The 15618-nt window shown below is 49.2% G+C and carries 12 protein-coding genes; 2 read left to right on the forward strand and 10 right to left on the reverse strand.

The features are described 5' to 3' along the window. Positions 1-146 precede the first annotated feature (146 nt). Genes mukB through cmoM form a run of 4 tightly spaced genes read right to left on the reverse strand, consistent with a single transcriptional unit; the run spans position 147 to position 7423 of the window. Entirely contained in the window at positions 147-4601 is a 4455-nt protein-coding gene (gene mukB / locus RSC70_RS17310; protein WP_332543079.1) for a chromosome partition protein MukB, read from the reverse strand. Then, a complete protein-coding gene (gene mukE, locus RSC70_RS17315) occupies positions 4598-5326 on the reverse strand; it encodes a chromosome partition protein MukE (RefSeq protein ID WP_025800984.1) in 729 nt (242 codons plus the stop codon). The genes mukB and mukE overlap by 4 nt, the downstream gene beginning before the upstream one ends. Beyond that, positions 5307-6629: a chromosome partition protein MukF gene (gene mukF, locus RSC70_RS17320; protein WP_332543080.1), complete on the reverse strand. Its 1323-nt coding sequence runs from the start codon at positions 6627-6629 to the stop codon at positions 5307-5309. The genes mukE and mukF overlap by 20 nt, the downstream gene beginning before the upstream one ends. Continuing rightward, positions 6626-7423 carry a tRNA uridine 5-oxyacetic acid(34) methyltransferase CmoM gene (gene cmoM, locus RSC70_RS17325; protein WP_043492361.1) on the reverse strand — a complete coding sequence of 266 codons (798 nt, stop codon included), beginning with the start codon at positions 7421-7423 and terminating at the stop codon, positions 6626-6628. The genes mukF and cmoM overlap by 4 nt, the downstream gene beginning before the upstream one ends. A gap of 164 nt (positions 7424-7587) precedes the next feature. Between cmoM and elyC the strand changes: the two genes are divergently transcribed. Further along, the gene (gene elyC / locus RSC70_RS17330) at positions 7588-8358 is read left to right on the forward strand and encodes an envelope biogenesis factor ElyC (protein ID WP_130997768.1); all 771 of its coding nucleotides are present in this window, start codon (positions 7588-7590) and stop codon (positions 8356-8358) included. Further along, positions 8355-8618, forward strand: a complete 264-nt coding sequence (locus RSC70_RS17335; protein WP_025800980.1) for a hypothetical protein — start codon at positions 8355-8357, stop codon at positions 8616-8618. The genes elyC and RSC70_RS17335 overlap by 4 nt, the downstream gene beginning before the upstream one ends. A gap of 12 nt (positions 8619-8630) precedes the next feature. On the opposite strand, the gene RSC70_RS17340 is transcribed toward RSC70_RS17335, so the two are convergent. The 6 genes from RSC70_RS17340 to RSC70_RS17365 form a co-directional block, all read right to left on the reverse strand. Then, entirely contained in the window at positions 8631-9998 is a 1368-nt protein-coding gene (locus RSC70_RS17340) for an 8-oxoguanine deaminase (protein WP_332543081.1), read from the reverse strand. Then, a complete protein-coding gene (locus RSC70_RS17345) occupies positions 9973-11454 on the reverse strand; it encodes a uracil-xanthine permease family protein (RefSeq protein ID WP_181875419.1) in 1482 nt (493 codons plus the stop codon). The genes RSC70_RS17340 and RSC70_RS17345 overlap by 26 nt, the downstream gene beginning before the upstream one ends. A 127-nt stretch (positions 11455-11581) precedes the next feature. Next, positions 11582-12985 carry a nucleobase:cation symporter-2 family protein gene (locus RSC70_RS17350; RefSeq protein WP_052439924.1) on the reverse strand — a complete coding sequence of 468 codons (1404 nt, stop codon included), beginning with the start codon at positions 12983-12985 and terminating at the stop codon, positions 11582-11584. Between the two features lie 441 nt (positions 12986-13426). Beyond that, a complete protein-coding gene (locus RSC70_RS17355) occupies positions 13427-14320 on the reverse strand; it encodes a YcbJ family phosphotransferase (RefSeq protein ID WP_040046052.1) in 894 nt (297 codons plus the stop codon). Between the two features lie 156 nt (positions 14321-14476). Next, complete coding sequence (kdsB, locus tag RSC70_RS17360) at positions 14477-15232, reverse strand: 3-deoxy-manno-octulosonate cytidylyltransferase (RefSeq protein WP_040045911.1); 756 nt, start codon at positions 15230-15232, stop codon at positions 14477-14479. Between the two features lie 4 nt (positions 15233-15236). Beyond that, a complete protein-coding gene (locus RSC70_RS17365; RefSeq protein ID WP_071842620.1) occupies positions 15237-15413 on the reverse strand; it encodes a Trm112 family protein in 177 nt (58 codons plus the stop codon). Positions 15414-15618: the final 205 nt, after the last annotated feature.

Genomic DNA, 15618 nt, shown 5'->3' on the forward strand with positions numbered 1-15618 from the left:
CACTGTCGGTTGGTGCGTTAACAACCCAGACATTGCACGTTAATTATATGATGATACGTCACTGGCTATATTCTGCCAAAAAAAACGGCCTTATATGAAGGCCGTTTGCGTTAATAATGATTTCAGTATGCGGAATTTACAAGAAATTATGTCTCAGATTCTTCTTGAGCCACTGATTCTATAGGATTTTTCTCAGGAGCAAAGCCTCTCAACCCCACAACATGAACATGTTCAGTGTTATTGAACACTTTACGCACCAGTTTATAGGTAGTGCCTTTTTCTGGGCTGATGTTTTCTGGCGCCGCAATAATTAACTGCATTTCCAGACGTTCACACAGCTCGAACAACGTCGCAATGGATTTCGCATCCAGACGCGCTGCTTCATCAAGGAATAGCAGTCGGCATGGCGAAATATCTTTACCACGCAGGCGGCGAGACTCTTCTTCCCAACTCTGAACCACCATGACCAGAATGGACATACCGGTACCGATAGCTTCGCCCGTTGACAGCGCGCCACTTTCAGCACGCAGCCAACCGTCTGAGCCACGGTTAACCTCTACTTCCATTTCTAGGTAATTACGATAATCCAGCAGTTCTTCACCGATAGTTTGCGGCGTACGCTGTCCCATATCGATCTGTGGATTAAGACGTTGATACAGTTTTGCTAGCGCCTCAGAGAACGTCAGTCGATTACTGTTAAACAGATCCTGATGCTGCTCTTGCTGCTCCGACAATACCGTTAGCAGCGTTGAATGCGCTTCACGCACGTTAACATTCAAACGCACGCTATTCACCTGCCCAAAGGCCACCGTCTGTAGGCCTTGGTTGAGCATACGAATACGATTTTGTTCACGCTGAATGGTCTTGCGAATAATGTTCGCCACGCTCTTCGAACTGATCGCCAGTTTTTGTTCGCGTGATGTCAGCTCTTCGGTCAAACGGGCCAGCTCAATTTCCATCTGTTCGATGGCATCGACAGGATCGTCGCTGCGGATAATATCCTGACGAATACGCTCGCGCAGATGCTGGTAAACAGCAATGTAGAACTGAATTTTACGTTCTGGGCGTTTAGGATCTTCTGACAGACGCAGCACATCACGCAGATGTTCGTTGTCTGCCACGGCCAGTCGCAACGCACCCAATGCCTTATCCGACATAGAGCGCAATTCATCCGCATCCATATAGGCAAGCTCACGACGATGCAGACGACGTTCAACGCCGTTGTCTTTCACCAAACGCATCACCGCACACCAGCCCGCTTTCGCGGTGGTGACTTGTTCGCGGATCTGATGGTAATCGCGTTCAACCTTACGCAGGCGTTTTTGCAGATTATCCATTTCAGATTCACAGAACATGATCTGTTTTTCGAGCTGATTGCGACGCGCACGGTTGTTACTCAGCGCGGTATGCAGCTCATCACGACGGATACGTGCACGCTCTTCCGCATTAGGATCGGCCTGAACCCCGATATCTTGTAACTCTTGCGACAGCTCTTTGAGCATGTCACGTTTAGCTTCAAACGAGCTTTTTAGCGAAGCTAAAACCTGATGATACTGGGCTAGCTGTGACTGTTGTTGACGAAGCTGCTCACGCGTACGGCTACGATCGGCTTCGGCATGCTCTAAACGCTGACGCAGTTTGTCATTGAGGTCAGAGTTTTCAGTCAGCATACCGGCAGAATCGCTATAGCTAAAGTGTGCACGACGCTGCACCACTTCCGTTAGCGCGAACGCCTGTTGCTTGGCTGTACGCTGATTCTGCTGAGCCTGCTGATAATCTTGACGTAGCTGTTCATGCTGTTCTGGATCGCTTTGCAATACGGAAAGCATAGGTTCTAGCTTAGCCAGATTGGTGCCGTGCTGTTGCAGATAACGCGCAGCTTCCTGCGCCTCTTCGAGCTCTTCACGGATCTCTTCGACACGATCTTGCAGGGTTTCATCAGCCAACAAACCGATATGCGGCGTGAGCTTATGCAACAGTGCGACGCTCTCTTTGGCCTGCGACAGCTGCTGGCGCTGCTGCTGCGTCACGTTGTCCTGATTATTGAACTCACGTTCAATCTCAGTACGACGACTGTTGATTTGACGTAATTCAGCTTCTGGGTCCTGCTCAAAGGCCACCGCTAAGTGATTGCCAATGAAACGGCTGAACGCTTGATGTAAACGCTGCGTTTTTTGCACATCAAATGACAGATTCGCATAACGCTCTGCCAGCTCATCGCGCTGTGCATACAGCGTTTCTAAGCGGCTTTCACGCGCGGCGCGACCAAACAGCGGCACCTCAGGGAAACGAGAGTAACGCCATTGACGATCGGCAGTTTTCACCACCACGGCGCGTTCCAGTTCATCGGCGGCAAATACGCTGTCATCAAACGACTGCGGATCCCCTTCGATCAGATAGAGATCTTCTGGACAGTCTTCTAATCCCGCCAGATGCTCACGCACCAAGGAAAGATCGGGAACAACAATCGCGTGTCGTGCTGGGCCATATAGCGCCGAGAAATATGGCGCATCGTCGATGGTGACGTCATCGTAGATTTCAGACAGCAACACGCCGCCAAAACGTTCGGCCAAAGCAATCAGGCGCCCATCTTCGGCACCGCTTGGCTGACTTAAACGCTCGATTTGGCTTTCAATTTCACGTTTTTGATGAGCAACTTCGTCGCGTTCAACGGTCGATTCACGTTCACGCTCCAGCAATTGCTGCATCTGCTCAGTGACCTGACGACTGTCTGATAGCTCTTCGCCGCATTGTTCGCTCAGTTGGCTCAGCGCTTCCTGCGCGGCAAGCCACACTGGGGCCTTCGTCGTCAAATCTTTCGCTTTCGCCGTGATTTGCTCAAGCTCTTGGCGCAGCACCATACGGCGCTCGCTGGCTTCAGCCACATCAATCGTCAGCGTTTCAATACGCTCTTCCATCTCACGCTGCGCATCATCCAGTTCTTCTGGCTGATACTGCTGCCCGGTGCGTTTGCAGAAGTCTTGCAACAGACGCTCGGCATCTTGTTGCGAACGCAAACGCTGCTCCAGTTCGGCCAAACGCATGCGTAACGGCTGCACGCGCTCCGACTGATGCTGAAGCGAAGACCAGTCACGCAATAAATCACGCCCCGCCTGCCATGCTTCGCTACGGCTAACTTCGCCCACCAGCTTAACCACCAGCTGATAAGCATTTTCGAACTGTGAATGTGCCGCGCTAGCCACATTCATTTTCTGCTCAAGCTGCATCAGGACTTCAGTCGCTTCCTGCTCACGCGCACTGAACGTTTCTAGCCACTCTTCGCTATTATCCGCATTGAGATCGGGCAACTGACACACTTGGCGTGCGCGTTCTAGCGCCTGTAGCGCCTGCTGGTATTGAATTGCGCGGGTTTGCTGAACGTCCAAGGCTTGCTGATAATCAGCCAACTGGCTTTTTAGTTCATCAACTTCGGCTTCCGCGGCTTCTGAACGGGCTTCATAATCTGCATGCAGATCGCTCGCTTCAGCCACTACTTCATTCTGTTCTTCTAAACGGTAAGTCAGCTCTTCCAGATCGCTCTGATAGCGCTCGATCTTTTCCTGCTGGCGCATTGCGGTTTGCACCAGATTTAAATGATCGCTTGCCGCCTGATAATCGGTTTCGAGATCGGATTCCGACCCGCTTTGCTCAGCTAGCTCACGCGACATCTCCACGTGGCGATACTGCTCCGCCAGCAGCTGTTTGCGACCCCCCAGCAGTTCACGGCGCAGTAGCAATGCCTGATCGAGGTGTATGCGTCGCTCATTGGCATGGCGCATATAGTCAGCAGATACATAAGACGTTGCTTCGGTGATCAGATGTTTGAACAAATCACGGTCAGACTGCGTAACGCGAATCGCTTCCAGCGTCATGCGGTTTTCACGTAAAGCCGCTTCCATATCTTGGAAAGCTTTACGTACGCCGCTATTTTCTGGCAGCAAATAGTCACGCAGGGAGCGGGTAATCGCACTAGAAATACCGCCGTAAAGCGACGCTTCAATCAGGCGATAAAACTTGCTGCGATCTGATGCCGATCGTAAACGGCGCGGGATCACACCCAAATCAAACATCAGGGAGTGATAGTCGGTAATCGAGTTAAACTGTTTGAACTGCACGCCTTCAATAGCTTCCACGCGCTCTTTCAGTTCGTTCAACGGCAGCACACGAGCCTGACGCTCACCCACGGTTTGCGTTAGGATTTCCGTTGGCTGGAATGACGTTGGCAAGCCTTGAATGGTGAACGGTTTGATATCCACTTTTCGATCGCGCCCAGCAACCTGTTGCAGGCGAACGCCGACTAACACACGCTGATGGCGGGAGTTAACCACGTCAAGAGTGGCATAACAGACACCAGCGCGTAACTTTCCGTGCAAGCCTTTGTCGCGTGACCCTGACGTTGCACCAGCTTCCGTGGTATTACGAAAATGCAGCAGCGTTAAGTCAGGGATCAGCGCCGTGACAAACGCCGCCATAGTTGTGGATTTACCCGCACCGTTCCCGCCGGACAGCGTTGTCACCAATTCATCCAGATCAAAAGTTCGGGCAAAGAAACCGTTCCAGTTAACCAATGTCAGCGAGCGAAACTTTCCGCGTTCAATCATTCCTGTTCATCCTCCGCGTTGTCCGCGCTACCGTCTGCACTGGATTCGTTTTCTTCGTTTTCATCATTCAGTGATAACGTGTTTTCTAACGGCATGGCTTCACCGTCACGGATCATTCTCAACTGGGATTCACGTGGATCATCACCGCTACGCACATCTGCACCAAAGCGGAACACGGCTTCGGTGATGCGGAATTTTGTGCTGTCGTTACCCATAAAATAGACCATGCCCAAACGGCGTAGACGATTTAATGAGGTACGCACTTTCTCCTGCAGTTTCTGGCGGTCGAGATCCGAACCGGTTGAACGCTGGTTAACGTATTTCAGCAGCTTGTTTTCATCGGCCAAAGACAGTAACTCGTCATAGAGTTCCTGCTGGCTGAAAATGCCTTCATGCGCCAAACGCTCAGGGCTAAGGTAGAGATAACACAGGATTTTTCCGACCATCATATCCAGTTCAGACAGCACCGAACGCGGGATTAACGTGGTCGAACGCGGCCTGAGGTAGAAGAAACCCTCAGGGGCGCGGATGAGCTCAACGTTGTAACGGCTATAAAATAATTCAAGCTCGTCCTGAAAATCCATCAGGAAAGCGTGGTTATCTAGCTCATCAATGCCGATGTGGCGGCCGGATCGCAGTTGGCTATCCAGTGCAGGGAATAGCGGGTTAAACACCGCTAGCGCCAGTTTAGCTGGCATCATATTTTCAGTATTTGTCGATGACATGGGCCTGTACCTTGGCTCCGTAATCATTGATTGCCTGCCATTGAGCAGGTAATCCGGTGAAATCAGCTTCAGCCACACCTAAGCGAACCGCTTGGTCGACCAAAATTCTTGCCAAATCGAAATGACGTTGGCGCGGATACTGGGTTAGGTATTCGCGCAAAACCGCGCCTAAATCCAATGGACGCTGTTCTTTTTGATAAATCTTCAGCTCTTGTTCAATCATTGCAGCCAGCTGTTCACGGATCTCAGAGAACTCTTCGTACTCCATATCCGGAGGCAGTTCGCCGGTGACCTCTTCGTTCAGCAAGGCCAGCTCTTCATCACGCATGTCGAACAGACGATCGGCATTGGCGATGGTCAGAGCCCACGGGTTATCAAAGTAGTTCTGAACTGACTGGCGTAAGCGCTGGGCAAAGACGCGGTTTTTATCCATATCAATCGCGGTACGGATAAATTTATGCACGTGTCTGTCGTAACCAATCCACAGATCGATAGTCAACTGGCCCCAACTGATAATGCGGTCTAGCTTGTTTTGCAGATCAAACACCAGTTTATCAACAAACGTCAAATCAGGATTATTCAGGTTGGCATCTTGGATACGCAGCAGGTTTGCCTGCAGCTTATCACCCGCCGCTTCCAGCGTATCTTGCAATTCACGCAAGGTGCCCGAGGTTTCCGAGAGCAAGACTTCACAGCTTGAGATGGCAGCACGCCAATCTTTATTCAGCAACGCCGCGATATCCGCTTTAACGCCTTGCTGCTGCTCATCCATAATGCGCTGGGTTAAGTCAATACTGTCGAAGATCTCAGCAACAGAGTATTTCAGCGGGGCAAACACATTACGATGCCAATGATACTCATCACCGCCCTCTTCTGCCGCTTCGGCTGCGCTACGTAGCTCTTGCGCCACGATTGACAGCTGCATAGACAGGCGCAGCGTTGAGAACTCTCGCTGACGAATATAGTAATCCGTAATACCAATGCCTAACGGCGTTAAACGATAGATCGCATTTCCGTCGGCTAATTCGCTGGTGAAGCGGTTGAGCAGACGCTGCTTAACGAGATCGTTAATCGCATTGTTGGCACGGATTGCTACCGTTTCATGTGTTTGTTCAAAAGCTTTGCTGACGTGTCGGAATGCATCGATCAGTTCACCTTCACTCATCTCACCGTCTAGTCGTTCGCTATTCAAAGTGGCAATAGCCAAAATGAACGCCAAACGTTCGGTTGGAAGTGAAATTGAAAAGTCATTTTTCCGCGCCCAGGCAACCAGCTCCGGTACAGTCTGGGAGAAATCACTCATAGTTGGTCCTTCGTGTCGGGTTTGTGCGCCATCACGTGGATGTAGCGTCCCAAACTCACAAAAGGCTCCTGACGACAATAACGCTGCTCCAGCGCTAATAGATCATCAAAAGCCTCAATTTGTTGCGTTTTATCTCGTAGGTAATCATGGAATACCCGCACGCCCGTTTTACCGGAAATTGTCAGCCCAATGTCTTCAAGCCAGCCGTACACCTTTTGTGGATCCAACGGGTGGTCGGGTGACAACGTACGTGTCTTGCGTTTTTGCATCCCTTGATTGACGTATGCCGTATTGCCAATGATCACGTTTCGCATTAATAGACCATTGTAGTTATAGAACATTAACGACAAAGCGCCGCCCGGCGTTAAACACTTCATCAAAGATGCTAGCGTTTCTTGAGGTTCAGCGACCCATTCCAAAACCGCATGGAACAATATCAGATCAACCGGCTGTTCTAAATGCTGATGCATCTCTTGCGCAGGACTTTGCACAAAACGCATGTGTTGGATCACACCTTTTTCTTCAGCATAGGCCTGCGCCCGCTTTAGCATCTCACCCGAGATGTCACACAGCGTGATCTGATGACCGCGTGCGGCAAGCTCACAGGATACCTGCCCAAGCCCACCACCTGCATCAAGAATGTGTAAGGATCTTTGCGGGAGCTGCTTGAGCAACTGTTCCAGATCCTGCCACAAGACTGCCTGACGGATTTTTCCTTTGGTCGTGCCGTAAATGTTGCGCGCAAATTTTTCAGCGATATTGTCAAAATTACGATCTTGCGTACCTCGACTCATGAATATGTCGGCTCCTGAATATTTGCACAGCGCACCACCAGAAAAATCTCCCCGTGAGGGACGCTTTAAACCTGCTATTTTGACACAGGCTGGCTTAGAATGAATCTTATCGGCCACATATTCTATCTAGATGTCGTTTTTTCATTCAGAAAGGCACCTGATTCATGCTGTTTACGCTAAAAAAGTTTATCGGCGGGCTACTTTTGCCCCTGCCACTGTTGCTGCTGATCGTCGCGGTAGGCCTGATTTTTATCTGCTGGACGCGCTGGTCACGACTAGGAAAAATCTGTATTTCACTCGGTTGGCTTGGGATCTTGCTGCTAAGTCTGCAACCTGTCGCCGATCGATTATTGGCTCCGCTTGAAAACGGCTATCCTACATTAAACCAAACTAGCAACGCAGATTACATCGTGGTACTCGGTGGCGGTTATACTTTTAACCCTGATTGGGCACCCAGCTCGAACCTGATCAGCAACAGTTTGCCGCGCGTCACCGAAGGGATCCGCCAGCTTGGAATGAATCCCAATGCCAAAATTATTTTCACCGGCGCAACAGCCATTGGCAATCCGGTGAGCAGCGCGCGCGTTGCCGCCAACGTAGCCGAAAGTTTAGGCGTTCCTGCTGATAAAATTATTGTGCTTGATAAACCGCGCGATACACAGCAAGAGGCAAAAGAGGTGGCAAAGATTACCGACAAGCAGAAAATATTGCTGGTCACGTCGGCAAACCATTTGGCGCGTGCACTACGCTTCTTTAAGGCCGAGGGGCTTAATCCGATCCCGGTTCCAGCCAATCAATTAGCTATTTCGTCACCGTTAAATCCTTGGGAACGCTGGTTACCTTCATCGCTTTATCTTGGCCATAGCGAACGGGCATGGTATGAGACGTTGGGGAGTTGGTGGCAGGCAATCATCACGACAAAGGGTGAAAAATGAGACTTCGACTGATCAGCCTTTTTACGGCGATTATCGTATTTGAAATGCAGGTGGTTTTACTCGACTTGCTTTCTAAAGCTGAAAATATGCCGGTCAGCTTTAATCCGCTTAATGCTATCAGCGCTGTGGGATTTGTCCTCGGATGGACGACAGGGCTAAACACCGTGATGGCGCTGATCACAGCGGCAGTTGCTCTTTTACTTATCCCCGTCGGCGTCTATTGTCTTTGCCATGCTTGGCTTCGACAAAGACGCCGCTAAAGGTGATAGCAATTACAGCCGATGCCTATTCACTAATAAGCATGCTAAACGATTGTGATGTTGCACGACCGAAGGTAAGTCAATGGTCTGCAATGTCCCTTCACGGATGACAACTTGCCCATTAATCACGCTGAAAGCCACGTTCCCTGGTGTACAGAAAACTAACGCCGCCAGCTGATCGTGTTTAGCCCCCGCAAGATTCAACGTATTGAGATCAAACGCAACAAAATCGGCCGCCATACCCGTGGCTAAATAGCCAATATCGTCGCGGTTGAGTACTTTCGCTCCACCGCGCGTCGCAATTTCTAAAGCCTGTCTTGCCGTCATCGCATCAGGGCCGAAGCCAACCCGCTGCAATAGCAGCGCCTGCCGCGCTTCTGCAATCATGTTTCCTGCATCGTTAGATGCTGAACCATCAACGCCAAGGCCAACAGAAACACCTTCATCAAGCATTGTCCGAATCGGCGCTATACCAGACGCCAACCTCATATTTGAACATGGGCAGTGCGCCACACCGGTGCCAGTTCTAGCAAACAACGAAATACCTGCGCGATCCAGTTTGACGCAGTGTGCATGCCAAACGTCGGTTCCAACCCATCCTAAATCTTCGGCGTACTGCGCTGGCGTCATGCCAAAATGCGTCTGGCTGTAGCTCACATCGCTGTCATTTTCTGCTAGATGGGTATGAAGTGACACACCATGTTCACGCGCCATCTGCGCGGTTTTCACCATTAACTCGCGGCTAACGGAGAAAGGCGAACAAGGAGCCAATGCGATACGCAACATGCTATAGCGCTGGGCATCGTGATAGCTATAAATTAAGCGCAACGAATCTTCTAAAATAGCCTGCTCATTTTCGACCAACTCATCGGGCGGTAACCCTCCCTTGCTGCGCCCTACGCTCATACTTCCTCGGCAAGCATGGAAACGCATACCTATTTCGCGAGCGCCATCGATGCTGTCGTCTAAACGACAACCGTTTGGATAAACGTAGAGATGATCGCTGGAAGTGGTACACCCCGAAAGCATCAGTTCTGCCATCGCGGTTTGAGTCGAAACTCGGATCATCTCTGGGGTAAGTCCAACCCAAATGGGATAGAGATTATTTAGCCAGTCAAAAAGCTCACCGTCCTGCGCTTCAGGTATCACGCGCGTCAAAGACTGAAACATATGGTGATGTGTGTTGATCAGTCCTGGAATAACGATATGTCCACGCAGGTCTATTTCTTCATCTGCCGGTGCAGCACAAAGCTCGTCACCACCAACGGCAACGATGCGATTTCCCTCCACCAGCAGGCAACCACCTCTAATTTCTCGTCGTTCGTCATCCATCGTGACGAGTAATTCCGCGTTCTTAAAGAGCAGCGTTCTTTTGTGCATTTTGTCTCTTCCTCCGCATAGCGATATATTCGCGCGTCGTGCTAAAGACCTCTCGAGCGGCCGTACTGTTTTCATTGACCTCTTGCAGCTCGCACTCTTTGCACCCAGGGATTTTTGCTTGTCTATCGCGGCCATTCAGGATCAAATTAGCGCCTATTGCCACAACGGTACCAATGGTAATCCCGCTGTGTAAGAACATCTCTGCGGCCTGTGGCATTTGTTGAAATAACTGCGGCACCATCACCGGTAACATGCCAAGGCCGAGCGTTAACGCTACCACCATCCCATTATTGTTATTGCGATAATCAACCTGTCCTAGCGTTCGAATTCCTGAAACGGCAACCATGCCAAACATGACGATCCCCGCACCGCCAAGCACTGGCTTTGGCACAGCGACCACAAAAGCCGCGAGTTTAGGAAACAGACCAAGGGTGATAAGAATGCAGCCAGCCACTCCAACAATGAAACGGCTACGGACACCGGTCATGCTGACGAGTCCTACGTTTTGGGCAAAGGCCGCATAGGGGAACATATTGAAAAAACCGCCAAACAGCGTTGCTGAACCGCAGGCATAAAGGCCGCGCTTCAATGTTTTTTGGTCGGCGGGACGGTCAACGATTTCCCCCATAGCCATCATCGATGACATGGTTTCTACCATCACAACCACCATCACCATACACATCAACACCGCGGGGAAAAGATGAAATTCAGGAACTGCAAAACGCATCGGATAAGGGAAGGTCATCCAACTGGTCGATGCCACTTGGGAAAGATCGAGTTTCCCCATGAAGTAATATCCCAACGTGCCAATGATGATTCCCACCAGCACGGCCACATTCTTCAGCATCCCCTTACCAAAGGTGTAAATTAGCATCACGACGCCCAGCGTGAATAAGGCCATCAACAGCGAACCGTAGCTGCCAAAACTCACAGCGTCCAAATCTCCACCACCGATCCATCCTCCCGCCACCGGTAGGATCGACAGGCCAATGAGCGTCACTATCGTGCCCATAACGGCTTTAGGGAAAAAGCGGACAAGCTTACACACGAAGGGAGCGCACAGTAGCGTAAACATCCCGGCGACAATAACGGCGCCCGAGATCCCCCCGATACCATACTGCTGGCCGATAAGCGTCATCGGAATAAGCGCAGCAAAAGTGCATCCCTGAACAATCGGCAGTTTGCTGCCAATAATATTAAATAAGCCGATTGACTGTAGGATCGTGCCGCAGCCACATATAAAGAGATCGGTACTGATTAAAAATATAATTTGCTCGGGCGTAAACCCAACGGCTTTACCAATAATTAAAGGAACGGCAATGGCACCGGCATACATCACCAATACGTGCTGAAAACCGTAAACTAACATTTGTCCAAGCGGCAATATTTCATCGACAGGATCGACATCTGCTTTTTTTTGAGGGGAGGTTTGACTCTCCTGTAAATAATTTTCTATATGATTAATCGCTTTCACAATAACTCCCTCTATCTGCGAGTATTATTTATATATTTCATTTGATGGTATGTAGAAAATGGCCCCTCTCCACGATCTACATCCCCGTTAAATTTATTGATTCAGCTGTTTATTCGGCAACTTCCTCTACAATTTCATTTTCACCGTTATCGTTCTCTAACGCTTTATCGGGATGATAACCATTGAAATAGAGATTAAGACTTACCGCACACACGGTAGCTAATAAAATACCGCTATGAAGCAACGGCTGAATTGCTGCTGGCAACTGGCTAAAAAAATCATGTGACACCGTAGGTATCATGCCAATACCAATACTGATGGCGACGATGTAAAGGTTGTAGCGATTGGTGCTGTAGTTAGCGCGTGAAAGAATACGAATCCCCGTTGCTAGAACCATTCCAAACATCACAATACCGGCACCGCCCAACACAAACTGCGGAATAGAAGCAACGATAAGCGCCATCTTAGGGATCAAACCGAACAGAATTAAAATTCCGCCCGACATAACACAAACCCAACGGCTGGAAATACCGGTTACGCTGACCAAACCCACGTTTTGTGAAAAAGAAGTATGTGGAAAACTATTAAACAGCCCACCAATAACGGTGCCAATTCCATCAACCCGTAAACCACGAATAATATCGGCTTGCTTAGTTGGCCTTCCTACAATATCGCCAAGGGCGAGAAACATCCCCATCGATTCAATGAAGGTGATCAACATAATAATAGTGAGCGTAAGAATACTGATAGGTTCAAACGTAGGCATACCAAATGCAAATGGCTTTATCGGAGCAAACCATGCAGCGTTATCTAAACCCGCGAAATTTACTTTTCCCATAGAATAAGCAATGGCAAAACCAAAAAGAATACCGAGCAGCACGGAAATATTAGACAGGAAACCTTTGGCAAAACGAGTGACTAGCAGAATAAAAACCAGCACTAATAGCGAAGTTCCAATATATATTGGGCTGCCGTAATCAGGATTCCCTTTTCCACCCGCGGCCCAATCAATACCCACCTGCATAATGCTAATGCCGATAGAGGTGATAACCACGCCGGTAACCACCGTCGGAAACAGCGGCATAAGCCGCCCGATGACGGGAACGAGTAATGTTGCAATAATACCAGACGCTATTGTGGCACCGAATATCCCCGTCAGCCCGATATTAGGGTCTGCGCCAATCGCTAGCATTGGCGTTACCGCAGCAAATGTGACAGACATAATAACGGGAAGCCGGATACCGGCGAAACGACCAATCCCCAAACACTGTAACAGCGTTACTACGCCACAACAGAAAAGGTCTGAGCTAATTAAAAAAGCGATTTGGTCTTTGGGTAAACCTAAGCTGCCTCCGATAACCAGAGGCACGGCAACGGCACCAGCATACATAACAAGAACATGCTGTAACCCTAACGTGAATAGCTGTGCAATCGGTAGCCTGCGCTCGACGGCATCGTCTAACGGTATACTTTTACTGTGTTCTATTTTTAGGTGCGGATTTATGACGCTCATGGACACATCACTCCTTACGGCTCGGCTAAATGGTGGGTTAACCAGCTACGATTCGAGAGCCCTTGCTCCCCTATTTACGGATGTACAGCGTTTTCGTCAGCGCAAATAGTTTTTAGAGTTGATAGAACACATCAGTTATTTGCGCACATGCCAACTATGCACAGAGCATGCGAACTTTTATTTATTGGAGGCAAAATAGGGAGATAAACGAAATAATTGCGGGCGGTATCACATTTGATACTTAATAAGACGTTATATTTCAGCGAAATTAGCGGGCGAAAGCATCGTCGAGGAATGAAACAGGGAGTTTATTGGATCACCGAAAATATCAAAGTGGTAGCAGTTTGTATCATTATCAGATTATCACCTCTCATAGTGATTGATAATTAACCAGCAACCCAATATGGCTTGCTGGTTCTGATACTCAAATTCAGTCCAGAGTTAACCCAACCAAGGGAGCAGTTGCTGGGCCGCACGCTCAACGACCGGACGATCTACCACGCCAGTATGTAAATAGCGGCCAATTGACTCCCAAAGCACATACAGCCAGCGACGTATCATAAAATCATCGCTCACGGGGGCTTTCTGCAAATAGGAGTGAAGCAACTCCGTGGCCATCCCATCTTCGCTCAAACGGAATAGATCATACTCACGCGGTGCCCAGAGCATCATTCCGGGATTCAGCATGGCAAGCAGTTGATCGCTCTTGGGATCTTTTAACATGCTTCTTAGCGTTAAGTTGCCATGAACCAGCACGCAGCTATCGTCGAAGCCCGCAAACAGCTCAGGCAATTGTTCTTTACTACGAAACAAAATACGGCGAGCTTCAATACTTAAATCAGGCGTTTGCATATTGCCAAGTGTGGCCCAGATAACTTCCAAGCGCTGTGCATACCAATGCTGCCAGCGATTTTCCTGCACGCTGTCAACGTTACCGACACAACCGTGGCTATCAATGCGGTGCCAAGAAAGGATCCCTTCTGCGATTTGGTCTTTTAAGCACGACCAGCGCTGTGGCGTTCGTGTTGGCGCTTCAACCGAAACACCGCGCAATCGCTCAATCAATAGAACTTCTTTGAATGGAGACTGATGGGTTGTCAGAACGCCATAAACCGTCGGTAAACGGATATCGCCCTGTCGTGCAAGCATCGACAGTTTGTAAGCTTCCTGTTGGGCAATTCCTTGGCATAAAAAAGTTTTTGCCACCAAAGGTAAAGGCGTGCCCTGCTGATTATAAAGGGCAAAAAGGCTGGCATACGGCTGTTCACTGATCTGCTCTAAGCGGCCAATTGACTCACCAAGAACAACGCTAAGTTCGGCTTTTAAATGATCCATGTTGTGATACAGGTTTTGCTGCATTGCACGGTACCTTTTTTCACCAGATAGAGAGCCATCATGGCGGATTTATCAAGGTATTGTATTCGACTAGATCAAAAGAGCGTGCACTTGCACGCTCTTAATTTAAACCGAAATGTCTGGCGATAAATCAGCCTATTGAGCCGCCGCAAAAATAGCGCGAACGGTTTCCAAATCTTCAATGGTGTCAACGCCCGGGCTTGGCGCGGTTTGCGCAACATCCACATGAATTTTTTCACCGTACCAAAGCACTCGTAGCTGCTCAAGCATTTCAATCTGCTCAAGGTCGCTAGGTGCCCAAGTAACATAGCGGCGAATAAAACCAGCACGATAAGCGTAAATGCCAATGTGACGCAGGAAAACATTGCCTATTTCATCACGAGATACCGCAAAACGATCGCGATCCCAAGGAATTGTCGCGCGTGAGAAATAGAGCGCATAGCCATTTTTATCACAAACAACTTTTACCGCATTTGGATTAAACGCTTCTTCGCTAGTCGTAATCGGTACCGCCAACGTGGCCATACCCGCTTCGCTACCGGCCAAATTCTGCGCCACCTGACGGATAATGGCTGGCGGGATCAGCGGCTCATCGCCTTGAATGTTGACAATAATTTCATCGTCTGCAAAGCCACACTTCTCAATCACTTCAGCTAAACGCTCGGTGCCAGAATGATGATCGGCTCGCGTCATGCAAACTTCACCACCCGCCGCTTCCACGGCTTGTTTAACATCAGCATGATCGGTAGCCACAATGACGCGTGCAGCACCAGACTCCAGCGCTCTTTCCATAACATGCACCACCATCGGTTTGCCGCCAATATCAGCTAAAGGCTTACCAGGTAGGCGTGTCGACGAGTAGCGAGCAGGAATAATAGCAATAAAACTCATCAGATTATTTCTCATCCACTGGAAGTTGGCGAGCTTCATTCTCGAGTAATACCGGAATACCGTCACGTAACGGATAACCTAAGCGATCCGCTTTGCACACTAATTCCTGATTTTCTTTATTAAAGTAAAGTTTTCCATTACAGACGGGGCAAGCAATAATTTCGAGTAAACGATGATCCATGATTATTCCTAAACGAGTTCTTGTATCAGCGAAAAAGCATGATGTAAGGATAACTCGCAACAGCAAAATTATCACGGCTTGTATGTCCATCCGGTTAAAAACCGTTGAATGAGCCGCTCTATCTATCAGATTGATAACAGAACATCTCATTATGACGTTTGTTTGGGTTTCAGCCATTTCCCTCTAGAAACACAGAATTCCAAAC

This window comes from Hafnia sp., assembly GCF_036648275.1.
GTDB lineage: Bacteria > Pseudomonadota > Gammaproteobacteria > Enterobacterales > Enterobacteriaceae > Hafnia > Hafnia alvei.

What these genes read in the sequence shown, in the direction of transcription:
- RSC70_RS17340 (WP_332543081.1), bottom strand. Translation starts at nt 9,998, where the DNA reads ATGCACAAAAGAACGCTGCTCTTTAAGAACGCGGAATTACTCGTCACG.
- kdsB (WP_040045911.1), bottom strand. Translation starts at nt 15,232, where the DNA reads ATGAGTTTTATTGCTATTATTCCTGCTCGCTACTCGTCGACACGCCTA.
- mukE (WP_025800984.1), bottom strand. Translation starts at nt 5,326, where the DNA reads ATGTCATCGACAAATACTGAAAATATGATGCCAGCTAAACTGGCGCTA.
- elyC (WP_130997768.1), top strand. Translation starts at nt 7,588, where the DNA reads ATGCTGTTTACGCTAAAAAAGTTTATCGGCGGGCTACTTTTGCCCCTG.
- RSC70_RS17350 (WP_052439924.1), bottom strand. Translation starts at nt 12,985, where the DNA reads ATGAGCGTCATAAATCCGCACCTAAAAATAGAACACAGTAAAAGTATA.
- mukB (WP_332543079.1), bottom strand. Translation starts at nt 4,601, where the DNA reads ATGATTGAACGCGGAAAGTTTCGCTCGCTGACATTGGTTAACTGGAAC.
- mukF (WP_332543080.1), bottom strand. Translation starts at nt 6,629, where the DNA reads ATGAGTGATTTCTCCCAGACTGTACCGGAGCTGGTTGCCTGGGCGCGG.
- RSC70_RS17355 (WP_040046052.1), bottom strand. Translation starts at nt 14,320, where the DNA reads ATGGATCATTTAAAAGCCGAACTTAGCGTTGTTCTTGGTGAGTCAATT.
- RSC70_RS17335 (WP_025800980.1), top strand. Translation starts at nt 8,355, where the DNA reads ATGAGACTTCGACTGATCAGCCTTTTTACGGCGATTATCGTATTTGAA.
- cmoM (WP_043492361.1), bottom strand. Translation starts at nt 7,423, where the DNA reads ATGAGTCGAGGTACGCAAGATCGTAATTTTGACAATATCGCTGAAAAA.
- RSC70_RS17365 (WP_071842620.1), bottom strand. Translation starts at nt 15,413, where the DNA reads ATGGATCATCGTTTACTCGAAATTATTGCTTGCCCCGTCTGTAATGGA.